Below are 24,965 nucleotides of genomic sequence, written 5' to 3'. Positions count from 1 at the left end.
CCAGCAATTTGGTTCGGTAAAATGATATTTTGCGGCGTTTCATTAACTCTGAGGTTATCGAACCATGGCCCAAAGCCGGATCCGCTTCCGCCATCTGCAGGCGTTTCTCGAAGTCGCGCGGCAAGGCAGCGTCGCGCGCGCGGCCGACTTCCTGCATGTCAGCGCGCCTGCCGTCACCAAGACCTTGCGTGAGCTGGAAGAAGCGCTCGGCGTCGCCGTGGTCGAGCGCGACGGACGCGGCATCCGTGTCACGCGCCTCGGCGAAATCTTTCTCGGACACGCGGGCTCGGCGATTTCGGCGCTGAAGCGCGGCGTCGATTCCGTGCGCCAGGACGGCGCCCTCAACCGCGACCCGATCCGCATCGGCGCGCTGCCGACCGTGTCGGCGCGGGTGATGCCGCTCGCCATGAACCTGTTCCTCGAGGAAAACACTGGCGCCGCGCTCAAGATCGTCACCGGCGAGAACGCGGTGCTTCTCGAGCAATTGCGCGTCGGCGCGCTCGATCTCGTCGTCGGCCGGCTCGCGGCACCGGAGCACATGACCGGCTTCTTCTTCGAACATCTCTATTCGGAGCAGGTGCTGTTTGTCGTGCGGGCCGGGCATCCGTTGACGGAGCCAGGGACAGACATTTTCGCACGGCTCGATGAGTTCCCCGTCCTGATGCCGACGCGCGAATCCGTCATCCGGCCCTTCGTCGACCGGCTCTTCATCACCAATGGCATGACCGCGCCGGCGACGGAAATCGAAACCGTCTCCGATTCCTTCGGCCGTTCCTTCATGCGCCAGAGCAACGCCGTGTGGATCATCTCGGCCGGCGTCGTCGCCAACGAGATCGCTAGCGGCGCCTTTATCGCCCTGCCGGTGGATACGGAGGAGACCAAAGGGCCGGTGGGCTTGACCATGCGCACTGACACCGCGCCCTCGCCCGCCTTCACCATCCTCTTGCAGACGATCCGTGAGGCCGCGCGGCACCACGCCTGACGATCGGCCTTGGCAGTTCGAACTCTACTAACCCAGGGGTTAATAAAACACCGTAAAATATCATTTTACCGAACCAAACCGCTAGTGCAATGTCACCTCGGAGGATCGAAAGCCGTACTGTCCGGAGGCAAGCGGAAACCCGTTTTGCCGTCGTGTCGAACGGCCATTGAGGGAGGAGCAGATGTCTCGCATTATCGGCAGCAAACCCATTCTATCGGGCATTTCACGGCGCCAGTTCATCGCCACGTCGGTGGCCGGCGGCGCGGCACTGGCATTCGGCCGCGGCAAGGCCTTCGCGCAAAGTGCCGACACGCTCAAGGTCGGATTCGTCAGTCCGCGCACCGGCCCGCTCGCCGGCTTTGGCGAGACCGACGGCTACGTGCTCGACCTCGCCCGCAAGGCTCTCGCCAATGGCATCGAGCTCGGCGGCAAGAAACACAGCGTCGAGATCCTCGACCAGGACACCCAGTCCGACCCGTCCCGCGCCGGCCAGTTGGCAAAAGACCTGATCAACAACCAGGCCATCGACCTGATGCTCGCCGTCTCCACGCCGGAGGTCATCAATCCGGTGGCGGATGCCTGCGAAGCCGCCGGCGTGCCCTGCCTCTCCACCGTCATGCCGTGGGAGGCCTGGTATTTCGGCCGCGGCGCCAAGCCGGGCGCGCCCTCGCCTTTCAAATGGACCTATCATTTCGGCTTCGGCGTCGGCGAATTCTTCAAGACCTACATTTCGCAGTGGAACCTGATCGAGACCAACAGGAAGGTTGGCGTCATGTATCCGAACGACGCCGACGGTAACGCCATCCGCGCCAACCTCGCGCCACTGCTGGCCAAGCAGGGTTTCACGATCGTCGATCCCGGCGCCTACGAGACCGGCACCACCGACTATTCCTCGCAGATCGCGCTGTTCAAGCAGGAAGGCGTCGAGATCTTCAACTCCTTCCCGATCCCGCCCGATTTCGCCGCCTTTTGGCGCCAGGCCGCGCAGCAGGGGCTGACAAGGCAGATCAAGATCGCCCAGGTCGCCAAGACCGGCCTGTTCCCCTCCGACATCGAGGCGCTCGGCGATCTCGGCACGAAGATTTCCAGCGCCGCCTATTGGCACAAGGCCTTCCCCTACAAATCGCCGCTGACCGGCGTCTCGGGAACGGAACTGGCCGATGGCTACGAGGCGACAAGCGGCAAGCAATGGACGCAGCAACTCGGCGCCTCGATGTCGCTGCTCGACGCCGGCTTCGAAGCCCTGAAGGCGAGTTCCAACGCCAAGGACAAGGCGGCGGTGGCCAAGGCGCTGAGCACGCTGAAGGCCGAGACCATGATCGGCAAGGTCGACTTCACCAGCGGCCCGGTCGCCAATGTCTCGCCCGGTCCGATCATCGGCACGCAATGGGTCGCCGCCAAGGAAGGCTCGAAATTCCCGCTCGACTATGTCGTCACCGAGAACGCCACCGATCCGAAGGTGCCGGTCGGGGCCAAGCTCCAGCCGTATAACGGCTGATTAAGTCGAGGACCGCATCGTGAACGCCACGCCCAATGGTGCGATCCTCAGCGCCGCCGGCATCCACAAGCGCTTCGGCGCGCTTGTGGTGCTGGACGACATCGACTTCGCCATGGGCGCCGAAGAGGCAGTGGGCATCGTAGGGCCGAACGGCGCCGGCAAGACGACGCTGCTCAGCGTGCTCTCCGGCGCCTATCCACCAAGCGCCGGAACCATTGCCTTCAAGGGCGACGACGTGACGGTGCTGCCGGCGACGCAGCGCTGCCGGCTGGGCCTCGTCCGCACGCACCAGGTGCCAAAACCCTTCGGCGGCATGACCGCTTTCGAGAATGTCTTCGTCGCCGCTTCGCATGGCGCCGGCCTCGGCCGCGACGAGGCCTATGAGGAAGCGCTCGGCTCGCTGAAGCTCTGCGGCATGCTGGGCGTCGCCAACCGGCGCGCCGAGACGCTCGGCCTGCTCGACCGCAAGCGGCTGGAGCTGGCGCGCGCGCTGGCGGCGAAGCCGACGCTGCTTCTGCTCGACGAGATCGGTGGCGGCCTGACCGATGGCGAGGCCGGCGAGCTCGTCGAGACCATCCGCGAGTTGCGCCGCCGCAAGATCGGCATTGTCTGGATCGAGCACATCGTCCACATCCTGCTGCAGGTGGCCGAGCGGCTGATCTGCATGGATGCGGGAAAGATCATCGCCGACGGCGAGCCGCAGGCGGTGATGGCCGACCCGCAGGTGATCAGCGCCTATCTCGGCGGAGGCCCGAAATGAGCCTGCTGTCGGTCGAGGATCTGGTCGTCCGCCACGGCCTGCTGCAGGCGGTGCGCGGCGTCACCTTCGGCATCGAGCGCGGCGAGACGCTGGCGCTGGTCGGCGCCAACGGCGCCGGTAAGACGACATTGTTGAGGGCCATTGCCGGCGCGCATCAGGCAGCTTCGGGCCGCGTGGGCTTCGACGGCGCCGACCTCTCCGGTGTGCCTTCGCATGAGCGCGTCCGCAAGGGCATCGCGCTGGTGCCCGAAGGCCGGCGACTGTTCGTTCAGATGACGGTCGAGGAAAACCTCCTGCTCGGCCGCGCCGGCGGCCGTCCGGGCGACTGGAGCGTCGACAAGGTGCTCGACACCTTCCCCAATCTCAAGCCGCGCCGTCACGCCAAGGCGGGTCATCTCTCCGGCGGTGAGCAGCAGGCGACGGCAATCGGCCGCGCGCTGATGAGCAATCCCGACCTGCTGCTGCTCGACGAGGTCTCGCTCGGCCTGTCGCCGCTGGTCGTCGACCGCGTCTATGCTTCGCTGCAGGAGCTGATCAGCTCCGGAACGACGATCATCCTTGTCGAGCAGGACCTCAACCGCGCGCTCTCCGTGTCCAACAAAGTCATCTGCATGCTGGAGGGCCGGATCGTGCTTGCCGGCGACAGCAAGAGCGTTTCGCGCGACGAGGTGACCAAGGCCTATTTCGGCCTGCACCGAAAAGCCGCTGGGGGCGTGCCGGCATGAGCAACCAGATCGTCCAGGGCATTCTGCTCGGCGGCTATTACGCGCTGATCGCCTGCGGCCTCTCCTTCATGTTCTCGGTGATGCGCATCATCAACCTGGCGCATGGCAGCCTTGCCGTGCTGTCGGCCTTCGCGCTGTGGCGGCTTGCCTCGCGCTTCCACATCCCGCCCTTCTACGGCCTCGCCATCGTGTTGCCGCTAATGGCGGTGATTGGTTGGGCCTTGCAGCGCTTCCTGCTTGAGCGCAGCGCGCGGGGCGGCGCGCTCTTACCGATCCTCACCACCTTCGGCCTGGCCATCGTCATCGACAATGTGCTGTTCGAGCAGTTCGGCGCCGACACGCGCTCGCTGGCGCCCTTCATCGGCAGCCTGTCCTACGATTCCTGGGAATGGCCGGGCGGCATCTATGTCGGCAAGCTCGCGGTGATCATCTTCGCCACCGCCGTCGTCCTGCTCAGCGGGCTGCAGCTCTTTCTCACCCGCACCGGCCTCGGCCGCTCGATCCGCGCGACCTCGGAAGACGCTGATACCGCCGGCCTTGTCGGTGTCGATGCACGCCGCGCCATGGCGATAGCCGCCGCCATAGCCATGGTCACGGTCGGCGTGGCCGGCGCCTTCCTCGGCATGCGGGCCACCTTCGATCCCTACGCCGGCGCGACGCAGCTTCTGTTCGCATTCGAGGCGGCCGTCATCGGCGGCGCCGGTTCGCTCTGGGGTACGCTGGTCGGCGGCATCGTGCTGGCGCTCGCCCAGACGCTCGGCGCCAAGATACACCCGCAAGGCTTTCTCATCGGCGGCCATTCCGCCTTCCTGATCGTTCTGTTCATCCGGCTTTACACCTCCGGCCTTGGCCTGCGCGGCTTGCTGCGGTTCTCGACGGGGAAGGTGTCATGAGCGCCGCCTCCCCCATCATCGAGCGCGGCACCGCCGCCTCGCGCATCGCTGGCGTCGGTGTCGTCTCCATCATCCTGCTTTTAGCCATCGCGCCGCAGTTCCTTTCGGCAGGTGCCGTCGACCGCATGACCGCGCTGTTTATCTATGTGATCCTCGCCGCAATGTGGAACGCTCTTGCCGGCTTCGGCGGACTGGTGTCGGTCGGCCAGCAGGTGTTCTTCGGCCTCGGCGCCTATTTCGCCATCCGCCTCGCCAATGCCGGGCTCAATCCGTTCGTCTCGCTGTTCGTTTCGGCAGTCATCGTCGGCGCCCTGTCCTGGCCGGTCTCGCTGTTCATGCTGAGTTTGAGGAACGGCGAGTTTGCCATCGGCATGTGGGTGATCGCGGCACTCACCCATCTGCTCGTCAACCTCGACCGGCTGATCCAGGGCGAGACCGGCACGTCGCTGATCTCGCTCAACGTCTACGATGCACCGACGCGCAGGCTGGCCATCTACTGGCTGGCGCTGGCCTCGATGGGGGCGCTGCTCGCCATCGTGTTCGGCGTGCTGCGCGGCAGCACGGGCGCCGCCATCCGCGCCATTCGCGACAATGAGGACGCGGCAGCGTCCATCGGCGTGCGCGTCACCGGCACCAAGCGGCTGCTCTTCGTGCTCGCCGCCTTCGGCATCGGCGTCGCCGGCGCGCTGTGGCTGGCGACCGCGATCACCTTCCAGCCGAAAACCTATTTCAGCGTGCAGTGGACTGCCTACATGATTTTCATGGTGCTGGTCGGTGGCATCGGCACCTTCGAGGGCGCCATCCTCGGCGCGCTGCTGTTCTTTATCATCGAGACGTGGTTCGGCGGCACCGGCGTCTGGTACCTGATCGGGCTCGGCGCCACGGCGCTGATCTTCTCGCTGCTCCTGCCGCGCGGTCTGTGGGGCACGCTCGAAGAACGCTTCGGCTGGCGCCTGTTGTCGGTCGGCTACCGCGTCAGGCTTCCTGTCAACGCAAGCGACACGACCGGTGGGACTCCATCGCCGGCACAGGTAACGACATCTCGGGAGAAAGCGTGAGCATGCTGTTCGGCAAGACGATCCTCATCACCGGCGTCGCCTCGGGCATCGGCGCCCGCACGGCGGAACTGGCGGGCCAACTTGGCGCCGATGTGATCGGCGTCGACATGCGCGAGCCGGCCGATCATCAGGGCATCTTCGTCAAGGCCGACATCTCGTCCAAAGCCGGCGTCGACGATCTTGTCAGGCAACTGCCGCAGCGTCTGGATGCGCTGTGCAACGTCGCCGGCCTCTCCGGCAACACCGGCGCCGTGCCGACGCTCGCCGTCAACTTCTACGGCCTGCGCGCGCTCTCGGAGGCGCTGGCGCCGAAACTTCGCGAGGGCGGCGCCATCGTCAACGTCGCCTCGATCGCCGGCTTCGGCTGGCGCGCCAATCTGAACCGCGCCGCCTCTATGGTCAGCGTCGAAGGTTTTCCCGATGTCGCGAGGGTGATTGCCCAGCACGCGGTCAAGAACGAGGAAGGCTATCCGGTCTCGAAGGAGCTTTTGCTCCTGTGGACCTTCCGCGCCGCGCATCAGGAGCTGTTCAAGAGCCGTGGCATCCGCGTCAACGCGGTGAGCCCGGGCCCGGTGGAGACGCCGATCCTCAAACAGTTCCGCGGCGTGCTGGGCGACGCGAAGGTCGACAGCGACATCGCCCGGGTTGGCCGAGCCGGCACATCGGGCGACATCGCGCCGGTTGTGCTGTTCCTGTGCTCGAACGGCGCGCGTTGGATCAACGGCGCCAACGTGCCCGTCGACGGCGGCCTGGAGGCGTCGATCAACGCGGAAGTGCTTGGCTTCTAATTTTGCAACGCTCCACGGCAGCGAGGGAGAAACCCATGGACATCGGACTTCTGATTGACGGCGACGAAAAGGCAGCGACCGGCAAGGCCTCCTACGAACGCCTGGATCCCTTCACCGGCAAGCTGGCGACACGCGCCGCGGCCGCGAGCATCGCCGACGCCAACGCCGCAGTCGATGCTGCAGCCGCTGCTTTCGACACGTGGTCGAAAACTGGCCCCGGTGAACGCCGTGCGCTGCTCTTGAAGGCAGCCGATGTGATGGCTTCGAAGGGTGGCGAGTTCACGCAGCTGATGATGGAAGAGACCGGCGCCACCGGACCCTGGGCCGGCTTCAACGTCATGCTGGCCTCCACCATGCTGCGCGAGGCAGCCGCGATGACGACGCAGATTTCCGGCGAGGTCATTCCCTCCGACAAGCCAGGCACGCTGGCCATGGCGATCCGCCAGCCGGCCGGCGTCTGCCTCGGTATCGCACCGTGGAACGCGCCGGTCATCCTCGGCACGCGTGCGCTCGCAATGCCGCTCGCCTGCGGCAACACCGTGGTGCTGAAGGCCTCCGAAATGTGCCCGGGTACGCATCGCCTGATCGGCCAGGTGCTGGTCGAGGCCGGCCTGCCCAAAGGCGTCGTCAATGTCGTCACCAACGACCCGAAGGACGCGGCGGCAATCGTCGAGGCGCTGATCGCGCACCCGGCGGTGAAGCGCGTCAATTTCACCGGCTCGACCAAGGTCGGCCGCATCATCGCCGAGCTCTCTGGACGGCACCTCAAGCCGGCGCTGCTCGAGCTCGGCGGCAAGGCGCCGCTCGTCGTGCTTGGCGATGCCGACATCGACGCGGCGGTCAACGCGGCGACCTTCGGCGCCTTCATGCATCAGGGCCAGATTTGCATGTCGACAGAGCGCTTGATCGTCGACGAGAAGATCGCCGACGAATTCGTCGCCAAGCTCGCCGCGCGCGCCTCGAAACTTCCGGCCGGCGACCCACGCGGCCATGTCGTGTTGGGCTCCCTCATCAGCAGCCAGGCGGCGGACAAGATGGAGGAGCTGATCGCCGATGCGACCGCGAAGGGCGCGACGCTTGCCGCTGGCGGCAACCGAACGGGAACGGTCGTGGAAGCCACGCTCCTCGATCACGTGACTCCCGCCATGCGCGTCTATGCGGAAGAATCCTTTGGCCCGGTGAAGCCGGTCATTCGCGTCAAAGGCGAAGACGAGGCTGTGCGCGTCGCCAACGACACCGAATACGGCCTGTCCTCCGCCGTTTTCAGCCGCGACATACGCCGCGCCATGGCGGTTGCCGCGCGCATCCAGGCCGGCATTTGCCACATCAACGGCCCGACCGTCGGCGACGAGGCGCAGATGCCGTTCGGCGGCGTCAAGGGTTCGGGCTATGGCCGTTTCGGCGGCAAAGCCTCCATCGCCGAGTTCACCGACCTGCGCTGGGTGACGATCGAGGATCCGGGCCAGCACTACCCGTTCTGATCGGCCGCTTCTTCCTTCTCCCCCTGTGGGAGAAGGTGGATCGGCGCGATAGCGCCGAGACGGATGAGGGGTGTTCCAGCGGAGTGAGACGCTGGCTTTCCCTGGAACACCCCCTTATCCGACCTCGCTTCGCGAGGCCACCTTCCCCCACAAGGGGGGAGGAAGAACCCTCACCCCAGCGTGAGCCCCGCCTTCCTTGCTTCCTCGCGCAGGAACGGCAGGCCGACCTCGATCACGTCCCGCGGGTCTTCCGCCACCGGGCGCCATACGGCGAGGCCGCCGGCGATGTCGACATCGACATGGTTCATGCTTTCGAGCGTGATCGCCCCCTGATAGCCGATGTCGGCGATCGCCTTCATGCAGGCCGCCCAGTTCAGCATGCCGCGCCCCGGCACGCCGCGATTGGCTTCCGACACATGCACATAGCCGAGATAGGGCGCCGCCGCCTCGAAGCCGGAAGCAAAGCTCTCTTCCTCGATATGCATGTGGTAGGTGTCGAGATGGATGAAGATGTTCTCCGCGCCGACGCGCTCGATGATGCGCGCCGCGTCGGCGCCGCGGTTGATCAGATGTGTCTCATAGCGGTTGCAGGGCTCGATGCCGAGCTTCAGGCTGCGCGACTTCGCCAACTTCGCCGCGCGTTCGAGGAAACGGCACATGCCGTCGATCTCGCGCTGTGTCGGCGCCCGCCCGGTGGTCTTGCCGATCGTGCCGTAGGTGACACCGCCCAGCGCCTCGGCGCCCACCTCGTTGCAGACCTTGAAGGCCGGCTGCAGGAAATCGAGCGCCTCGTCCGGCCGCTCGACGACGTCGAGCGCGCGCGGCAGGCCGAGCGACGGGATCAGCTGGACGCCATAGTGATTGGCAAAGCTGCGCGTGCGCTTGGTGTCGATCTCCTCGGGACGCAGCAGCGGGATCTCCATCAACCCGATGCCGAGCTCCTTCAGCCGGTCCATCTGCGGCTCGATGCGCGCGAGGTCCCAGACCGGCGCGATGGCGAAAGTGTGCAGTCCGAACGTGTTCATGTCAGCCTCGTTGTTCATGCGCCGCCGCGGCGGCAATGTCGCCGCCGCCGACGATGCGGCTGACGACTTCGTTCATATTGGTGTTGGCGGTGACAAGATCGGCATCCGCCCGCCCATGGCGCAACACCACGATGCGGTCGGTGACCGACAGCACGTCGTTCAGCCGGTGCGAGATCAGGATGACGGCGATGCCTTCAGACTTCAGCCGCCGGATGAGGTCGAGCACGCTCTGCACCTCGCGCACGGCAAGTGCGGCCGTCGGCTCGTCCATGATGACGAGCTTGGGGTTGAAGGTGAGCGCCCGTGCGATCGCCACCGTCTGCTGCTGGCCGCCCGAGAACGAGCCGACCGACCGGTTGATCGACGGCAGATGCGCGCCGAGCCGCTCGATCATCTTGGACGCCTGGCGATCCATCTCGCCTTTGTCGACGAAGCCGGGGAACAGGCCGAACAGCCGTTTCGTCGGCTCGCGCCCAAGGAAGATGTTCGACGCCACGTCCTGCTGCTTGGCCAGCGAAAGATCCTGGTAGATCATCTCGATGCCGAGTTGGCGGCGCTGTCCAGGGTCGAGGGCAAGAATGTCCTTGCCGTCGAATTCGATCGAGCCCGCGTCGGCGCGGTAGATGCCGGTGATAGTCTTCATCAGCGTCGATTTGCCGGCGCCATTGTCCCCGACCAGCCCGACCACCTCGCCGGCCGCGACGGACAGATCGACGCCATGCAGCACGTCGACCGCGCCAAAACTCTTGCGGATGCCGCGAAGCGAAAGCAGGGTCATACGCGCGACTCCTTCCGCACCTGGTACTGGTCGATGAACACGGCGAGGATCAGCACGGCACCGATCGCCATCTGCTGGTAGTAGGATTGCACCGCAAGCAGCGTCAGCCCGTTCTGCAGCACGCCCATGATCAGCGCGCCGATCATCGTGCCGAGGATCGAGGCGCGGCCGCCAAAAAGGTTGGTGCCGCCGATGATCGCCGCCGTGATCGCGGTGAGCTCGTAGTTGATGCCGGCGGTCGGGTCGCCTGCATTGACGCGCGCGGTGAAGAGCAGGCCCGCGAGCCCGGCAAGCGCGCCGGAGAGCGTGTAGATGATCCGGCGGTGATGCTCTACGCGGATGCCCGCGGCACGCGCCGCCCCTTCACTGTCGCCCAGCGCCAGCGTGTGGCGGCCGAAGCGCGTATAGGCAAGCACCGCATGCGCTACGATCGCCGTCAGCACGAAGATGATCACCGGCATCGGAATGCCGAAGGGCCGCCCCTGGCCGATATAGACGATCTCGGGCGGCAGGCCGTAGATCGCCCTGCCCTGCGAGATGACCAGCGCCAGCCCGCGTGCCAGGCCCAGCATGCCGAGCGTGACGATGAAGGCCGGCACGAAGGCGCGGGTGACCAGCTGCCCGTTGATGTGACCGGCGATGGCGCCAGCCAGGATGCAGGCGATTACCGCGAGCACCGACGGCCAGCCGAGATTGACAGCCACGAAGGCGCCGGCGACCCCGGCAAGTCCCATCACCGAGCCGAGCGACAGGTCGAGCCCGCCGGAGCCGATGACGAATGTGGCGGCGATCGCCAGCACGCCGATCGTCGAGGTCGCGAGCAGGATGTTGAGGAAATTGCTGAGCGACAGGAAATAGGGCGACAACAGCGCCATCGCCGTGCTCAGCGCCAGAAGCACCACCAGCGACTCCAGCCTGATGTGGAGCCTTTCAACGGATGCGCGCTGCACCCGAGCCCAGAAACCGGGCTGTTCAGAAGCCATGTCTTTGCACCCTTCGGGTAGGGGAGTAAGGCAGTAGGGCAGCAGGGCAGTAGGGAGTAGAGGAGCCAAGCCTGAGAAGCGCAACTTTTACCTTCCCTTACCGCCCTACTCCCTTACTGCCCTATTCCCTTCCTCCATCCTACTTCACATATTGCAGCATCGGCTCCTTGCCGGCGTCGATCACGTCCTTGGTCAGCACCAAAGTCGGCACCGCGATGCTGTCCTCGACCTTCTCGCCGGCGAGCGCCTTCTTGACGTTCTCGACCGCCTGCTTGCCGACCAGATAGGGAAGCTGCGCCACCGAGGCGTTGAGGCGGCCTTCCTTGATCGACTTCACGGCATCGACATTGCCGTCGACGCCGATGATCGTCACCTGCGGGCCCTTGCCGGCCGCGTAGACCGACTCCACCGCGCCGAGCGCCATGCCGTCATTGGCGCAGAAGATGGCGACGAGGTCGGGATGCGCAGTCAGCGTGTCGGTGGCGATCGAGGCGGCCTTGCCGCGGTCCCAGTCGCCAGGCAACGAGGCAACGATCTCGAGGCCAGGCGCCAGTTCCTTCAGCTTGTCGGCAAAGCCCTTGGCGCGCTTCTCGCCTGTGATGTTGCCGGAGAGGCCCTCTATGACCAGCACCGGACCCTTGGCGTCCTTGCCGAGCTTGTTGGCCAGATACTCCGCGCCCTGCGCACCGGCGGCGATGTTGTCGGAGCCGATATGGAAGGTCACCTTGACGCCTTCCTTGTCGAGCACCGCCTGGTCGAGATTGTTGTCGAGGTCAACGATCTTGATGCCGGCATCCTGCGCCGATTTAAGGCAAGGCAGGAGGTTGGTCGAGTTGATGGCGGCGGTGATCATCGCCACCGGCTTGCGCTCGAGCATGGTGTTGCAGAGGTTAAGCTGTGGCTCGGCCGCTTGGTCGCTTTCGGCCGCCTGTTCGAAGATCTTCACGCCAGCGCCCTTGGCGCCGTCCTCAACGCCCTGCGCCATCGCGCCCCAGAACGGATTGGCCAGCGTCTTCATCAGCACGCCATATTCTCCGTCCTCGGCCTTGGCAGCGCCCACGGCACAGAACGCAAGCGCCACGCCCACAGCAAGTGTAAATCGATTTATCTTCAAGAAATGCGATGTCATTCGATCCTCCGTTCGATCTTTGGCGCCGGATGCCTTGGCCAGGGCCAGCGCATGTTTCCGTTCACGACAATGGGGGCTATTGTCGGTCTCCTCCCCCGGAATGCGGGCCGCTGCCTGGCGAGCCAACGGATTCCCGCTCCAACACCTGGCAGGGTTCGAGCCGCGCCGTGGGTGGCCCCACCGCGCCTTCGACCCTGCGAAACAAAAGGTTCATCGCCTCGCTGGCGATCTGGCGGACCGGCTGCACCACGGCGGCGATCGCCGGCCATGTCACCTGCATCCATTCGGCGTCGTCGAAGCCGACCAGTGAGATATCGTTCGGGCAATGCCAGCCGCGCCGGCGGAATTCGGACAGCGCCACAAGCGTGCCCTTGAGCAGCAGCGAATAGACGGCGGTCGGCCGTTCGCCCCGACCGAAATAATCGCGCAGCGACGATCGCAACGGCTCGACACTGACTTCCGAGGTTATCACATCGATGCGGATGGACGGGTCGAGCGCCAGCGCCTGGGTGCGAAAACCGTCCAGGCGAGCGCGCACGGTTGCCGCGCCTTCGGCGAGACCGATGATCAGGATGTGCTTGTGGCCCTTGCCCACCAGCATCCGCGCAACCTCGGCGCTGGCGGCGGCGCTGTCGGCCGAAACGGTATCGAAAGCGTCGTCGGACAAGACGCGGTCGATCAGCACGCCGGTCATGCCGTTGGCTTTCATGAAGGCGGCCGCCGGCCCGTGCTCGTTGCGCACCGGCGCCAGCACCACGCCGGCAACGCGCCAGTCATGCATGCGGGCCAGGATCTCCTTCTCGCGCGCTTCCGATTCACGGCTCGATGCGGCGACCAGCGTGTAGCCGCGCTGCTCGGCAAGGCCCTCAAGTTCGGTGACCATCTGGCCGAAGAACTCGCTTTCAAACTCGGGCATGATGGCGCCGATGATGCGGCGCTTGGCCCTGCGCATGTCGGAAGCTAGTGGATCGACGCGATAGGCCAGACGCTCGACGGCATCGAGGACGCGTTGGGCATTTTCCGGCTTCACCGTGGTGACGCCGGCCAGCACCTTGGAAACGGTGGCCGCGGACACGCCGGCATGGCTTGCCACGTCGTGGATCGACGGACGCCTCTGCTGGGTTTCCCGTTGCGCCATTGACCTCCTCCCGAGGGCAGGCAGCCGATTTTCGGCCTCGCTATTCTAATCGATAAATCGATTTTTCGTTCTTGTAAATCGTTTCATCGTGCGTAAGACTCCAAGATGTGATTGACGCGATCCAATCGTGTCCCGGGAGGAAAATCATGTCCGACAAGACCTTGCCGCTGGTGATCAGCGCGCCCGAACCGCGCACGCTAGACCTTATCTTCACGCCGCCGCAACTGACGCGCCTGCGCAGCCATTATCGCATTGTCGAGACCACGCCGGAAGGCGTTTCCGCCCTACCCGCCGAGACGCTGACCGAGGCGCGTTACATCATCGGCCAGCCGCCGATTTCAGCAGAGACGCTGGAAAAATTGAAGGCGCTGCGCTGCATCTTCAATGTCGAGACCAACCTCCTCAACAACATGCCCTATGAGACGCTGTTCGCGCGCGGCATCCATGTCGTCACCACGGGCCTGGTCTTTGCCGAACCGGTGGCCGAGCTCGGCCTCGCCATGGCGCTCAATCTCGCGCGCAACATCGTCGACGCCGATCTCGCCTTCCGCCAGGGCAAGGAATTGTGGGGCGGCGACGGCAACCAGACCGCGCGGCTTCTCTCCGGCGCCGATGTCGGCATCATCGGCTTCGGCGATCTCGGCCGTGCGCTCCACCGCCTGCTGACCGGCTTCCGCACCCGCACGAAGGTCTATGATCCGTGGCTGCCGCCGTCTATCCTGGTCGACAATGGTGTCGAGCCGGCCTCGCTGGAGGAGGTGCTGTCGCAAAGCGATTTCGTCTTCGTCGTCGCTTCCGTCACCAGCGAGAACCAGGGTTTTCTCGGCGCCGACTCTTTTGCCAAAATGCGCAAGGGCGCTGCCTTCATCCTGCTCAGCCGCGCCGGCGTCGTCGATTTCCAGGCCTTGATGCAAGCGGTGAAGAGCGGCCACATCGTCGCCGCAAGCGACGTCTTCCCGGAAGAGCCGCTGCCCAAGGACCATCCCGTCCGCACCCTCCCCGGCTTCCTGCGTTCCGCGCATCGCGCCGGCGCCCTCGACATCGCCTTCAAGCGCATGGGTGACATGGTGCTGGAGGACATGAACCTCGTCGATCGCGGCCTGCCGCCGCTGCGCTCCAAGCGTGCGGAGCGTGAGACGGTGTCGAGGATGCGTTCGAAGCCGGTCGACAGGAACTGACGTGGCTCGACGCACTGACCAGCCAGCACGCGCGTGTTCGGAACCGGCTTGATCGCTCGCTTCCGCCGGCCCGAACTGTGAGCAATCTCGATTTCGCCGCGGTTGCCGGGTCGGTGCGGCAGCTGGCGCCCCAGTAAATCACCCCTCTTTCGATTGCGGTCTCCGACAATCCGACGTGATCGTTGACAAGGCATCATTTCACCAATAAGTTCGGTGACAGAACGAATTAATCGAGGCGTATGTGAGCGACCTGCCGCGTATTTCCCGCCAGTTCTCCCAGCGCTCCGTCATGGAGGCGATTGTCCAGGGCGGGCCGATCTCGCGGGCCTCGATCTCGAAGCTCACCGGCCTGTCGAAGCAGACGATCTCCGAGATCGTGCGCGGGCTCGAGCAGGAAGGCTGGGTGCAGGAGACCGGCCGCACCAGCGGCCATGTCGGCCGCACCGCCGTCACCTACGAGCTCGTCCACGACGCCGCCTACATCATCGCCGTCGACCTGGGCGGCACCAAGGTGCGGGTGGCGCTGACCGACCTCGCCTGCCAGATCTTCGCCGAGGCGGCGACGCCGACCGATCCGCGCGGCGGTCAGTTCGTCATCGACCAGATCGCGGCGCTTGCCTTTCAGGCCGCCGCCCGCGAGCGCATTCCGCGCAAGAAGATCCGCCTTGCCGTCATCGGCGCTCCGGGCGCGCCCGACCCAGCGACCGGGCGCATCCTGCTTGCGCCCAACATTGCCGGCTTCGACGCCATGAATGTCCTCGACGCCTTCGAAAAGGTGCTCGGCGTCGCGGTGATGATCGAAAACGACGTCAATCTCGCCGTGCTCGGCGAGAATTGGCTTGGCCAGGGCCAGGGCATCGACAATCTCGCTTATATCGCGCTTGGCACCGGCGTCGGCAGCGGCCTGATGCTGGGCGGGCATCTGGTGCGCGGCGCCACCCATGCCGCGGGCGAGATCGGCTTCATGCCGATCGGCGCCGATCCGTTCGCGGCTGAATCGCTGCGCACCGGCGCTTTCGAGCGAGCGGTGGCGACGCACGCGATGACCGAACGCTACAGGTCCCTGACCGGCGCCCAGGTCACGGTTCCGGCGATCTTCGAGAATGCGGCTGCAGGCAACAAGGCAGCGCTTGCCGTGCTCGACGAGACGGCGCGGTATCTGGCGCAAGGCATTGCGGCGATCGCCGCCGTCGCCAATCCCGAGAAGGTCATACTGGGAGGTTCGATCGGCCTCAGGCCGGAGATCCTCTCGCGCGTCAAGGACCTGATGCCGCTGTGCTTCCCCTATCCCGTCACCGTCGAGGCCGGCGAGTTGGGCGCGCGCGCCGCGCTGATCGGCGCGGCCGCCATCGGTCTCGGCCAGCTGCACAACACGCTGTTCGGCGTCGACGCGCCGGACGGCCGCATTTCCCTTCCCACCGCCCAGGCGGCTGCCTTGAAGGAGGTCGTGCTGTGACCGCAGATATCGTGACCAGGCTGCGAGCCGCTCTCGATCCCGACCAGGCCCTGGCGCTGTTCAGGGGCGCGATCGGCTGCGAAAGCATCACCGGTAACGAGGCGAATTTCGTCGGCTTCCTTGAGGCGAAAATGCGCGAGCTGGGGCTGAACGGCTTGAGCCGGGCGGATTTCCTGCCGGGCAGGCCGAACATCTGGGGCGAACGAAAGGGCGCCGGCAATGGCAAGCGCCTGCTCTTCATCGGCCACACCGATACCGTTCATGTCGACGGCTGGCGCGAGCATTGGTCCGGCACCGAGCGCGAGGACCCGTTCGGCGCGCCCGTCATCGATGGGGCTGTGTGGGGCCGCGGCTCCGGCGACCTCAAGGCCGGCATCACCGCTTCGCTGGCGGCGCTCTCGCTGCTCGACAAGGCCGGCATCCGCCTCAAGGGCGATGTGGCCTTCGCTTTCGTCGGCGACGAGGAGAGCGGCCAGCCCGGCACTGGCGTCTCCGCCGGCATCAAGCATTTCGTCGGCCGCATCGAGGCGGGTGAAGTTACTGCGCCCGACTTTACCGTCTATGTCGAGCCGACGCAGCTTGCCGTCTACGCCGCGCAGATCGGCTTCTTCATCACCGACATCACGATCACCGGCAAATCGGCCTATTTTGGCGTGCCCGAGCTCGGCAAGGATGCGTTGCGCGCCGCCCATGCCGCCATGACGGCGCTGTGGGAGCACTCGGATCAGGTGGCCGCCCGGGCCGAGCACAAGCTCACCGGGCGCGGCTTCCTGCTGATCACCGGCCTCACCGGCGGCGGCTATATCGCCGTGCCCGAGCGATGCACGCTGTCGCTGATCCGCAAGCTCCTGCCGGGCGAATCCCTCGACACGGCCGCCGCCGAGATCGAGGCCGCGGTGCGCGGCGCCATCACTGATCCCGAGATCGCCGTGGAGTTCGCCTATCCGGCCGGACGCGATCACAGGCTGGGCGGCACCGCCGCCGAGATCGACGAGGCCCGCGCCGAAGTCGCCATGCTTTCGCAATCGATGGCAGGCGCCATGGGCGGCCGCGGCGTGATCGAGGGTGCGCCCTTCTGGTCGGAATCGTCCTTCTTCGTCAACCGGTTGGGCATTCCTGCCGTCTATTGCGCGCCGGGCGACATCCGCAATTGCCACACTTTCGGAGAGCACGTCGATGTCGAGGAATACCTCGCCGGCATCGTCGGCTTCGCAGCCTTCATGGCCCGCTATTGCGGCGTGGCCGATTGAACGACCAACGAAGCAGAGAATGGGAGACTGAAAACATGCTGATGAAGAAATGGATTGCCGCCTTGGCCGGCGGATTGATGCTCGCCGCCGGCGCGGCTCACGCGCAGACGGTCGGTCCGCAGGGCGAGACCGCCACCCCGAGTTCCAGCCTGACGCTGAGCGACGCCGACATCGCGGCGCTGAAGGACAAGGGCTACAAGGCTGCCCTTCTGTGGCACACCTCTTCCGACTTCACCAATGCTGTGACCGCCGGCGCCACCGACGAGTTCGCCCGCGCCGGCATCTCGATCGCGGTCAAGACCGACGCGCAGTTCGACGCCGCCCGCCAGCGCAGCGACATCGAGACCGCTTTGGCCGCCAAGCCGAATGTCATCCTGGCGCTGCCGCTCGACCCGGTCACCTCCGCCGAAGCCTTCCGGCAGGCGGTCAAGGACGGCGTCAAGCTGGTGTTCCTGTCGAACCTGCCCAAGGACTACAAGCAAGGCACCGACTATGCCTCGATCGTCACCGACGACCTCTACCAGATGGGCAAGCAGGCGGCCGACGCCATGGCCAAGGCCATCGGTGGCAAGGGCAAGGTCGGCTACATCTTCCACGATGCCAACTATTACGTCACCAACCAGCGCGACCAGTCCTTCAAGAAAACCATCGAGAAGGACTATCCCGACATCAAGATCGTCGCCGAACAGGGCATCTCCGACCCGGCCCGGGCCGAGGAACTGGCGAATGCCATGCTGCTGCAGCATCCCGATCTCGACGGCATCTACGTGACCTGGGCCGAGCCGGCCGACGGCGTGCTTTCGGCGCTGCGCGGCGCCGGCAACACCCACACCAAGATCGTCACGCTCGATCTTGCCGAGCCGGTCGCGCTCGACATGGTCAAGGGCGGCAATGTTGCCGCGCTCGTCGCCGACAAGGCCTATGAGCTCGGCCGCGCCATGGCCGCCTCCGGCATGAAGTCGCTGCTTGCCCAGCAGACGCCCGCCTTCGTCGTCGCGCCGGCGCTCACCGTGACCAAGGAGAACGTCTCCCAGGGCTGGAAGGACTCGCTCAACCGCGACGCGCCGCAGTCGGTGCTCGACGCGGCGAAGTGAGCCGACGCTCCGGTTCGGCCTGCCGGGCCGGAGTTGTCTTCCTGAACAAGAAGGGGAACGGATATGCGCAAAGCATTTGGTATCATCACTGTATTGGCGGGCCTGTGCGCCGCCCATGCCTTCGCCGCCGAAGGCGTCACCACCGGGCCGAACGGCGAGAAGCCGGTTGCGGCGGCCTCGCTGACGCTGACGGCGGCGCAGGAGCAGCAGATCAAGGCCGGCAAGTTTACCGCGGCCCTCGTCTGGCACGAGATGAGCGAGTACACCAACGCGGTCAACGCCGGGGCGCATGACGAGTTCAAGCGTCTCGGTATCGAGGTGGCGGCGCAGACCGATGCCGGCTTCGACGCCGCCCGCCAGAAGGCCGATGTCGAGACGGTGATGGCCAAGAAGCCGTCGATCATCCTGTCGCTGCCGGTCGACCCGGCGACCGCGGCCTCCGTCTACGATCCAGCCCGCCAGGCCGGGGTGAAGCTCGGCTTCGTCGACAATTGCCCGGCCGGCTACAAGCAGGGCGCGGATTACGTCACCATCGTCTCCGACGATCTCTTCCAGATGGGCAACAAGGCCGGCATCGCCATGGCTGAGGCGCTCGGCAAGAAGGGCAAGGTCGGCTACATCTTCCACGACGCCGATTTCTACGTCACCAACCAGCGCGACGGCGCCTTCAAGAAGACCATCGAGCAGGACTATCCCGACATGAAGATCGCCGCCGAGGCCGGTATGGCCGACCCGGCGCGCTCAGAGGACATCGCGCAGGCGATGATCACCCAGCATCCCGACCTCGACGGCATCTATGTCACCTGGGCCGAACCGGCGCTGAGCGTCCTCTCCGCCCTTCGCGCCGCCGGCAACACGCACACCAAGATCGTCACGCTCGACCTCAACGAACCGGCCGCGCTCGACATGGTCAAAGGCGGTAACATCGCAGCCCTTGTCGCCGACGAGGCCTATTCGATCGGCGTGACGCTGGCGCGAGCCTCTGCCGGCTCGCTGGTCGGCCTGAAGGCCGAGCCTTTCTACGCGGTCGATTCCATCGCCGTCACCAAGGACACGGTGAAGGACGGCTGGAAGAAATCGCTCAACAAGGACGTGCCCGCGACCATCGCGGACGCCATGAAATAGACGGCATGGCAGGCTGCGAAGCACGCAACATCGGAGATCGAACATGACCAGCGCCAACACTGGCACCGAGATGGGCAGCCTCGCCAGCCGCTTCAATCTGCAGCAATATGTCGTCTATCTCGGCTTCCTGGCGATCTTCCTGTTCTTCGCCTTCATGCTGAGGGACAGCGGCTTCCTCACCGTCCGCAACCTCTCCAACATCGTGCTGCAGACGGCGCCGGTGACGATCATGGCGATCGGCCTCGTCTTCGTCATGTCGGCCGGCGAGATCGATCTTTCGATCGGCTCGATCGTGGCGGTATCGGCGCTCGCCGCCGCCGTCACCATCGCCTCCTATGGGATGGCGGCAGGCATCGTCGCCGGCCTGGGCGCCGGTATCCTGGTCGGCCTCATCAACGGCGCGCTGGTCGCCTATGTCAGGCTGCCGTCCTTCCTGGTGACGCTGGCGACGATGGGCCTGTTCGCCGGCGTCTCGCGCTCTATGACCGATCTGCGTTCGATCTCGGTCACCAACGAGGCCTTCACCGGCTTCTTCGGCTCGGGCTCGCTGCTCGGCGTGCCCTCGCTGATCTGGTGGACGGTGATCGCCATCGCGATCGGCCACCTCGTCTACCGCGAGACGCGTTTCGGCGCGCATGTGCTGGCGACCGGCGACAATGCCCGCGCTGCAAGCGTTTCGGGCATCAGCGTGCCGAAGATCAGGCTCGCCGTGCTCACCATAAGCGGCGGCCTCGCGGGGCTTGCCGGATTGCTTTACGCCGGCCGCCTGCAGGCGGCGAAATACACGCTCGGCGAGACCGATCTGATGACGGTGATCGCCGCCGTCATCGTCGGCGGCACGCTGCTCAATGGCGGCAAGGGCTCGATCGTCGGCGCCCTCGTCGGCTCGCTGATGATGGGCATGCTGAACAACGGCCTTATCCTGATGGGCCTCTCGGTCTCGGACCAGATGATCGTGCGCGGCCTGATCATCCTCACCGCCGTCGCCGTGTCGCTGCGCGACAAATCCCGCTGAAGGAACCTTTTCCATGTTTCTTGACGTTCTGCGCCGCCGCAACCCCGCCTTCATCGAAGCGGCGATCGGCCTTCACCAGCAGGGCAAGCTGCCGGCCAACGCCTATGTGCTCGATCTCGACACGGTCGAGCGCAATGCAAAGGTCCTCAAGCAGGAAGCCGATCGGCTCGGTCTGAAGATCTTCGCCATGACCAAGCAGGTCGGCCGCTCGAGCTCCTTCTGCAAGGCGGTGATGCGCGGCGGCATCGAACGCGCTGTCGCGGTCGACATGGCCTGCGCGCGCGCCACGCATAAGGCCGGCATGAAGCTCGGCCATCTCGGCCATCTGCAGCAGATCGCGAAATTCGAGGCGGACGCGGCGGCAAGGACCTTCAAGCCGGACTATTGGACCGTCTTCAACGGCACCAAGGCCGAGGAGGCAGGCAGGGGCGCCAAGACCGCCGGCTATGTCCAGGATCTGCTCGCCCGCATCGCGGCCGAAGGCGACATTTTCTACCGCGGCCATGAAGGCGGCTTCGACGCCGGCGATGTCGTCGCCGTCGCCGACCGGCTCGATGCCGTCCCGGGCGGCCGCTTCGCCGGCATTACCACCTTCCCTGCCCTGCTCTTCGACCACGCCGCGCGAAAAGTGCTGCCGACGCCCAATCTGGTGACCCTGAGCAAGGCTGCCGAGGCGCTGGCCAAGGCAGGGCGCAGGGACATCGAAATCAACGCGCCGGGCACCACGTCGAGCGTCATGCTGGCCGCGCTGGCGGAAGCCGGCGCCACGCAGTGCGAGCCCGGCAACGGCCTGCACGGCACCACGGCGCTGCATGTCATGGAAGACCTGCCGGAACTGCCTGCCGTGCTCTACCTCACCGAAGTGTCGCATCTGTCGGGCGGCAAGGCCTACTGCTTCGGCGGCGGCTTCTACATCGACCCGATCTTTCCCGACTATGACGTCAAGGCGATCGTCTCGGCCGAGCCGACCACCGCCGCGTCGGCGCTCAGAAGCGTCGAAGTGCCGCCGCCATCGGCGATCGACTACTACGCCATGATCGACGCCGCCGGCGCAAATGCGCCGAGGCCCGGCGACAGCGCCGTCTTCGGCTTCCGCGGCCAGACCTTCGTCACCCGCGCCTATGTCGTCGGCGTCTCAGGCATCTCGAAGGGCAAGCCTGTGGTCGAAACGATCGAGAACGGTTTTGGCGAGCCCTATGCCTGGCCCGTCTAGGAGAAAACCATGAATGCGAGCGCCCCCATCCTTCAGCTTCAGGACATCCGCAAGCATTTCGGCGGCCTGACCGCGATCGAGAACTTCTCGCTCGAGGTCTTTCCTGGCGAGATCGTCGCGCTTGTCGGCGACAACGGCGCCGGCAAGTCGACGCTGGTCAAGATCATCTCCGGCGTGCACCCGCCCTCCTCCGGCACGATCACGATCGAGGGCAAGCCGGTGACGATGTCGAACGCGACGATGGGGCGCGCGCATGGCATCGAAGTCGTCTACCAAGATCTCGCTTTGGCCGACCAGCAGACGGTCTATATGAACATGTTCCTCGGCCGCGAGCCGCTGAACCGCTTCGGCCTGCTCGACCGCCGCCGCATGATCGACGAGACGGAAAAGCTGGTGAAGGAGCTCGACGTGCGCATTCCGTCCGCGCACGCCACCATCCGCGACCTCTCCGGCGGTCAGCGCCAGGGCGTCGCGATCGCCAGGGCGACGCACTGGGCGAGCAAGCTGATCCTGCTCGACGAGCCGACGGCCGCGCTCGGCGTCGCCGAGACCGCCAGGGTGGAGGCGATCGTTCAGTCGCTCAAGCAGCGCAATGTCGGCATCCTGATCATCAGCCACAGCCTCGATCAGGTGTTCAAGCTGTCGGACCGCATCTGCGTCCTGAGGCGCGGCAAACAGATCGGCGTGCGCGAGACGAAGAAGACCGACAAGAACGAGATCATCGCCATGATCACGGGCCTGCAGCAGCAGTAGGCGCGGAGTATCTGGCCGGTTTAGGCAACGAGATTGCGGCTGGACGTTTGCGCGGCAGGTTCTACGAAATTGGCCTTCAGCCAAGCAATCGCGCTGGCGACATCCTCGATGGCGAAGCGGGCAGCCGTCTCGCCCTGCGGTTTGACGCGGATCGAGATTCCGCCGGCGGCATTGACTGTCTCGAAGCCATTCTCGTCGGACGTATCGTCGCCAAGGAACACCGGGCGCCTGCCGGCGAAAGGATCGAGCTGCATGAAGCGCCGGATCGCGGCGCCCTTGGCGGCTTCGAGCGGCATCAGCTCGACGCCGGCATTGCCGGCGATCACGCGGTAGCCCTTCGGCAGGCGCTCAAGCGCAGCCTCGACCAGCTCCGTCGCCCGCGCCAGAAGCTGCGGCGCGGCCCTGGTGTGGATCGCGAGCACCGGCCCCTTGCGCTCGACATAGACGGCCTGGCTTGCCAGCTCGAGTTCAATCTCGTCGGCAAGCGCCGCCATATCCGCCGGCTCGTCGGCGGCTTCGATCGGTCCGTCCGGCGCTAGTCTGTGTTCCAGCCCATAGAGGCCGGCGATCCTGAGCTTCAACGGATCGAACAGATGGTCCACGGCTGCGATGGAGCGCCCGGTGATGAAGGCGAGCGCGCCGTCCAGACGCCGCTCGATGGTCTGCAGAAGAACGCGCAACTCCTCGCTGACCGAGACGGCGTCGGGATGCGCCGCGTGCTCCAGCAAGGTGCCGTCGATGTCGAGGAAAAGCGCCCACCGTCCCGCGGGAAGCGGCGGGGTAAGGTCTGCCTGAATGTTCATCTAAATCCCACTGCCTGTTTGCGTTCGAACATTGAAACGACATTGTCGCCGGTGGGGCTTGCCGGCCGCTCGTATAAGGCGGTGACCCGATCCAGGTCGCCGCGCTTCCTCAGCCGCGCCGCGTCGAGCAGCATGCTGCCGGCCCAGCGATAGACATTGTTGTCGCGCACGATGTCGCGCATGCGCCGCATGCGCTCGTGCTGCTCGTCCGGTCCCATGGTCAGCGCCTGCAGCATCGCCTCGCTCATCATCGCCGCGTCGTAAGGATTGACGATCAGCGCCTCCAGAAGCTCGCGCGAGGCGCCGGCGAAGGTGCTGAGCAAAAGCACGCCCTGCTCGTCGTCGCGCGACGCGACGAACTCCTTGGCGACGAGGTTCATGCCGTCATGCAGGCTGGTGACCAGGCAGATGTCGGCCGCGCGATAGAGTTCATAGACCGCCGCTTGCGAATGGTGCTCGGCCACCATGACGACCGGCCGGTAGGATTCGCTGCCGTAGCGCTGATTGATCTCCTCCGCGTAGCGCAGGCATTCCTCATGCAGATGCTTGTAGGCCGGCAGCGTGCCGCGGCTCGGCGCCGCGATCTGCAGGAAAACGACATTGCCTACCATCTCGGGATGGCGAATAAACAGCTCCTCCAGCGCATGGAAGCGATCGAGAATACCCTTGGTGTAGTCGAGACGCTCGACGCCGACGCACAGCTTGGCGCCAGCTGGAATTCTGAACCGCTTGCGGACGCGCGCCCGGCATTCCTCGACGCTGGGCAGGGCTTTAAGGAGCTCGACCGGCCATTCGATCGAAATCGGATAGGAATGCACCAGCGTCACCTGGCCGCCATAGGAAATGGCGGCATCGGCTCGCTCGATGCGGCTTTCCATGAAGCGGTCGACGCTCTCGGTGAAATTGTTGGCATGGAACTGGGTGTGGAAACCCACGATCGAACTGCCGAGCAGGCCGTCCAGGATGCGTTCGCGCCAGGGACAGATGCTGAACACCTCCGAGTTCGGCCAGGGAATGTGCCAGAAGGTGATGACGATCGCCTCCGGCAGCCGCTCGCGGATCATGCGGGGCAAAAGCGCGAAGTGATAGTCCTGGACGAGCACGATCGGCCGCTCGTTGCGCGCCTCGGCAACCACCGTGTCTGCGAATTTGCGGTTGACGGCTTCATAGGCCTCCCAGTCCGACTCGCGAAAAATCGGCCGCGTGAAGGCGATATGGCAGAGCGGCCACAGGCCTTCATTGGCGAAGCCGAGATAGTAGCCCTGATATTCGTCGTCACTCAGCCATACCCGCCGCAGCGTATAGGACGGATTACCGGGCGGGACCTGAACCCGGTCGCCCTTGTCGACCATCCGGCGGTCTGCGCTGCCGCCGCCATAGGCGATCCAGGTGCCGGCGCAGGCGCGCGTGATCGGCTCCAGCGCCGAGACCAGACCGCTTGCTGGGACAACGAGCTCGACGCCGCCGTCTCTGGTCTCGTTGTGGATATACGGTTCGCGATTGGAGACGACGATCACCTGCGCTTCCGGCAATTCGTCGGCAAGGATCTTGCGCAGGGTGTCGGGCGACCATGAGACCAGAGCCGCATCGACCGACTGCCCGTTCTTCTCGAATTCGCGCAGCACCTTGCGCGCGGCTTCGGTGGCGGAGTCGTCGCCGGAACCCGGCACGGCCGACGCCATCGGGTTGTTGCGACGGTGTCGGGATATCGAAATGATAATCGCTAATGCGGACAGTCCGAGGCTTGCGAGAATAAGGACCAGTAGCAGGTCGGCGCCGTATTGTGTCATTGAAATGCCAGGTTGCCTCCGGCCGTCCGTTCATTGTTTTCGTTCTTGCC

The 24,965-nt window shown here is 65.4% G+C and carries 23 protein-coding genes; 16 read left to right on the top strand and 7 right to left on the bottom strand.

The genetic code is table 11. The features are described from left to right. The first annotated feature begins 64 nt into the window (after positions 1–64). The 8 genes from pcaQ to EJ069_RS02630 all read left to right on the top strand — a co-directional run bounded on the left by pcaQ (position 65) and on the right by EJ069_RS02630 (position 8,185). Complete coding sequence (gene pcaQ, locus EJ069_RS02665) at positions 65–982, top strand: pca operon transcription factor PcaQ (protein WP_126059955.1); 918 nt, start codon at positions 65–67, stop codon at positions 980–982. 181 nt (positions 983–1,163) lie between these two features. Next, positions 1,164–2,480, top strand: a complete 1,317-nt coding sequence (locus EJ069_RS02660; RefSeq protein WP_126059954.1) for an ABC transporter substrate-binding protein — start codon at positions 1,164–1,166, stop codon at positions 2,478–2,480. An 85-nt stretch (positions 2,481–2,565) separates the two neighbouring features. Beyond that, positions 2,566–3,240 carry an ABC transporter ATP-binding protein gene (locus EJ069_RS02655; protein WP_281060081.1) on the top strand — a complete coding sequence of 225 codons (675 nt, stop codon included), beginning with the start codon at positions 2,566–2,568 and terminating at the stop codon, positions 3,238–3,240. Continuing rightward, positions 3,237–3,965 carry an ABC transporter ATP-binding protein gene (locus EJ069_RS02650; RefSeq protein ID WP_126059952.1) on the top strand — a complete coding sequence of 243 codons (729 nt, stop codon included), beginning with the start codon at positions 3,237–3,239 and terminating at the stop codon, positions 3,963–3,965. Before EJ069_RS02655 ends, EJ069_RS02650 begins: the two co-directional genes overlap by 4 nt. Next, entirely contained in the window at positions 3,962–4,858 is an 897-nt protein-coding gene (locus EJ069_RS02645) for a branched-chain amino acid ABC transporter permease (protein ID WP_126059951.1), read from the top strand. The genes EJ069_RS02650 and EJ069_RS02645 overlap by 4 nt, the downstream gene beginning before the upstream one ends. Next, complete coding sequence (locus EJ069_RS02640) at positions 4,855–5,916, top strand: branched-chain amino acid ABC transporter permease (RefSeq protein ID WP_126059950.1); 1,062 nt, start codon at positions 4,855–4,857, stop codon at positions 5,914–5,916. The genes EJ069_RS02645 and EJ069_RS02640 overlap by 4 nt, the downstream gene beginning before the upstream one ends. A gap of 2 nt (positions 5,917–5,918) precedes the next feature. Further along, entirely contained in the window at positions 5,919–6,704 is a 786-nt protein-coding gene (locus EJ069_RS02635; protein WP_126064610.1) for a coniferyl-alcohol dehydrogenase, read from the top strand. 35 nt (positions 6,705–6,739) lie between these two features. After that, entirely contained in the window at positions 6,740–8,185 is a 1,446-nt protein-coding gene (locus tag EJ069_RS02630; protein WP_126059949.1) for an aldehyde dehydrogenase, read from the top strand. Between the two features lie 170 nt (positions 8,186–8,355). On the opposite strand, the gene EJ069_RS02625 is transcribed toward EJ069_RS02630, so the two are convergent. The 5 genes from EJ069_RS02625 to EJ069_RS02605 all read right to left on the bottom strand — a co-directional run bounded on the left by EJ069_RS02625 (position 8,356) and on the right by EJ069_RS02605 (position 13,238). Beyond that, positions 8,356–9,210 (bottom strand): sugar phosphate isomerase/epimerase family protein, encoded by an 855-nt coding sequence (locus EJ069_RS02625; protein ID WP_126059948.1) that lies wholly within the window; start codon positions 9,208–9,210, stop codon positions 8,356–8,358. 1 nt (position 9,211) lies between these two features. Then, positions 9,212–9,988 (bottom strand): ATP-binding cassette domain-containing protein, encoded by a 777-nt coding sequence (locus EJ069_RS02620; RefSeq protein WP_126059947.1) that lies wholly within the window; start codon positions 9,986–9,988, stop codon positions 9,212–9,214. Further along, positions 9,985–10,971, bottom strand: coding sequence for an ABC transporter permease (locus EJ069_RS02615; protein WP_126059946.1), 987 nt, complete (start codon positions 10,969–10,971; stop codon positions 9,985–9,987). The genes EJ069_RS02620 and EJ069_RS02615 overlap by 4 nt, the downstream gene beginning before the upstream one ends. A 139-nt stretch (positions 10,972–11,110) precedes the next feature. Continuing rightward, a complete protein-coding gene (locus EJ069_RS02610; RefSeq protein ID WP_126059945.1) occupies positions 11,111–12,100 on the bottom strand; it encodes a substrate-binding domain-containing protein in 990 nt (329 codons plus the stop codon). A gap of 76 nt (positions 12,101–12,176) precedes the next feature. Beyond that, on the bottom strand, positions 12,177–13,238 hold the full coding sequence (locus EJ069_RS02605; protein WP_126059944.1) for a LacI family DNA-binding transcriptional regulator: 1,062 nt from the start codon (positions 13,236–13,238) through the stop codon (positions 12,177–12,179). Between the two features lie 146 nt (positions 13,239–13,384). On the opposite strand from EJ069_RS02605, the gene EJ069_RS02600 reads away from it, so the two are divergent. The 8 genes from EJ069_RS02600 (at position 13,385) to EJ069_RS02565 (ending at position 22,322) form a co-directional block, all read left to right on the top strand. Beyond that, complete coding sequence (locus EJ069_RS02600; protein WP_126059943.1) at positions 13,385–14,416, top strand: hydroxyacid dehydrogenase; 1,032 nt, start codon at positions 13,385–13,387, stop codon at positions 14,414–14,416. Positions 14,417–14,657: 241 nt separating this feature from the next. Continuing rightward, positions 14,658–15,872: an ROK family transcriptional regulator gene (locus tag EJ069_RS02595; RefSeq protein ID WP_126059942.1), complete on the top strand. Its 1,215-nt coding sequence runs from the start codon at positions 14,658–14,660 to the stop codon at positions 15,870–15,872. After that, positions 15,869–17,122, top strand: coding sequence for a M20/M25/M40 family metallo-hydrolase (locus tag EJ069_RS02590; protein ID WP_126059941.1), 1,254 nt, complete (start codon positions 15,869–15,871; stop codon positions 17,120–17,122). The genes EJ069_RS02595 and EJ069_RS02590 overlap by 4 nt, the downstream gene beginning before the upstream one ends. Before the next feature lie 35 nt (positions 17,123–17,157). Further along, entirely contained in the window at positions 17,158–18,216 is a 1,059-nt protein-coding gene (locus EJ069_RS02585) for a substrate-binding domain-containing protein (RefSeq protein WP_126059940.1), read from the top strand. A gap of 63 nt (positions 18,217–18,279) precedes the next feature. Beyond that, positions 18,280–19,341 carry a substrate-binding domain-containing protein gene (locus EJ069_RS02580; RefSeq protein ID WP_126059939.1) on the top strand — a complete coding sequence of 354 codons (1,062 nt, stop codon included), beginning with the start codon at positions 18,280–18,282 and terminating at the stop codon, positions 19,339–19,341. Between the two features lie 43 nt (positions 19,342–19,384). Then, positions 19,385–20,356 (top strand): ABC transporter permease, encoded by a 972-nt coding sequence (locus EJ069_RS02575; protein ID WP_126059938.1) that lies wholly within the window; start codon positions 19,385–19,387, stop codon positions 20,354–20,356. 13 nt (positions 20,357–20,369) lie between these two features. Beyond that, positions 20,370–21,569 (top strand): alanine racemase, encoded by a 1,200-nt coding sequence (locus EJ069_RS02570; protein WP_126059937.1) that lies wholly within the window; start codon positions 20,370–20,372, stop codon positions 21,567–21,569. Between the two features lie 9 nt (positions 21,570–21,578). Further along, entirely contained in the window at positions 21,579–22,322 is a 744-nt protein-coding gene (locus tag EJ069_RS02565; protein ID WP_126059936.1) for an ATP-binding cassette domain-containing protein, read from the top strand. 20 nt (positions 22,323–22,342) lie between these two features. On the opposite strand, the gene otsB is transcribed toward EJ069_RS02565, so the two are convergent. Both otsB and EJ069_RS02555 read right to left on the bottom strand, forming a co-directional pair. Beyond that, positions 22,343–23,125, bottom strand: coding sequence for a trehalose-phosphatase (otsB, locus tag EJ069_RS02560; protein WP_126059935.1), 783 nt, complete (start codon positions 23,123–23,125; stop codon positions 22,343–22,345). Continuing rightward, positions 23,122–24,915: a trehalose-6-phosphate synthase gene (locus EJ069_RS02555; protein ID WP_126059934.1), complete on the bottom strand. Its 1,794-nt coding sequence runs from the start codon at positions 24,913–24,915 to the stop codon at positions 23,122–23,124. The genes otsB and EJ069_RS02555 overlap by 4 nt, the downstream gene beginning before the upstream one ends. Positions 24,916–24,965 lie beyond the last annotated feature (50 nt).

The organism is Mesorhizobium sp. M2A.F.Ca.ET.043.05.1.1 (genome assembly GCF_003952445.1).
Taxonomy (GTDB): Bacteria; Pseudomonadota; Alphaproteobacteria; order Rhizobiales; family Rhizobiaceae; genus Mesorhizobium.
This window is presented reverse-complemented; position numbering and strand designations above follow the sequence as displayed.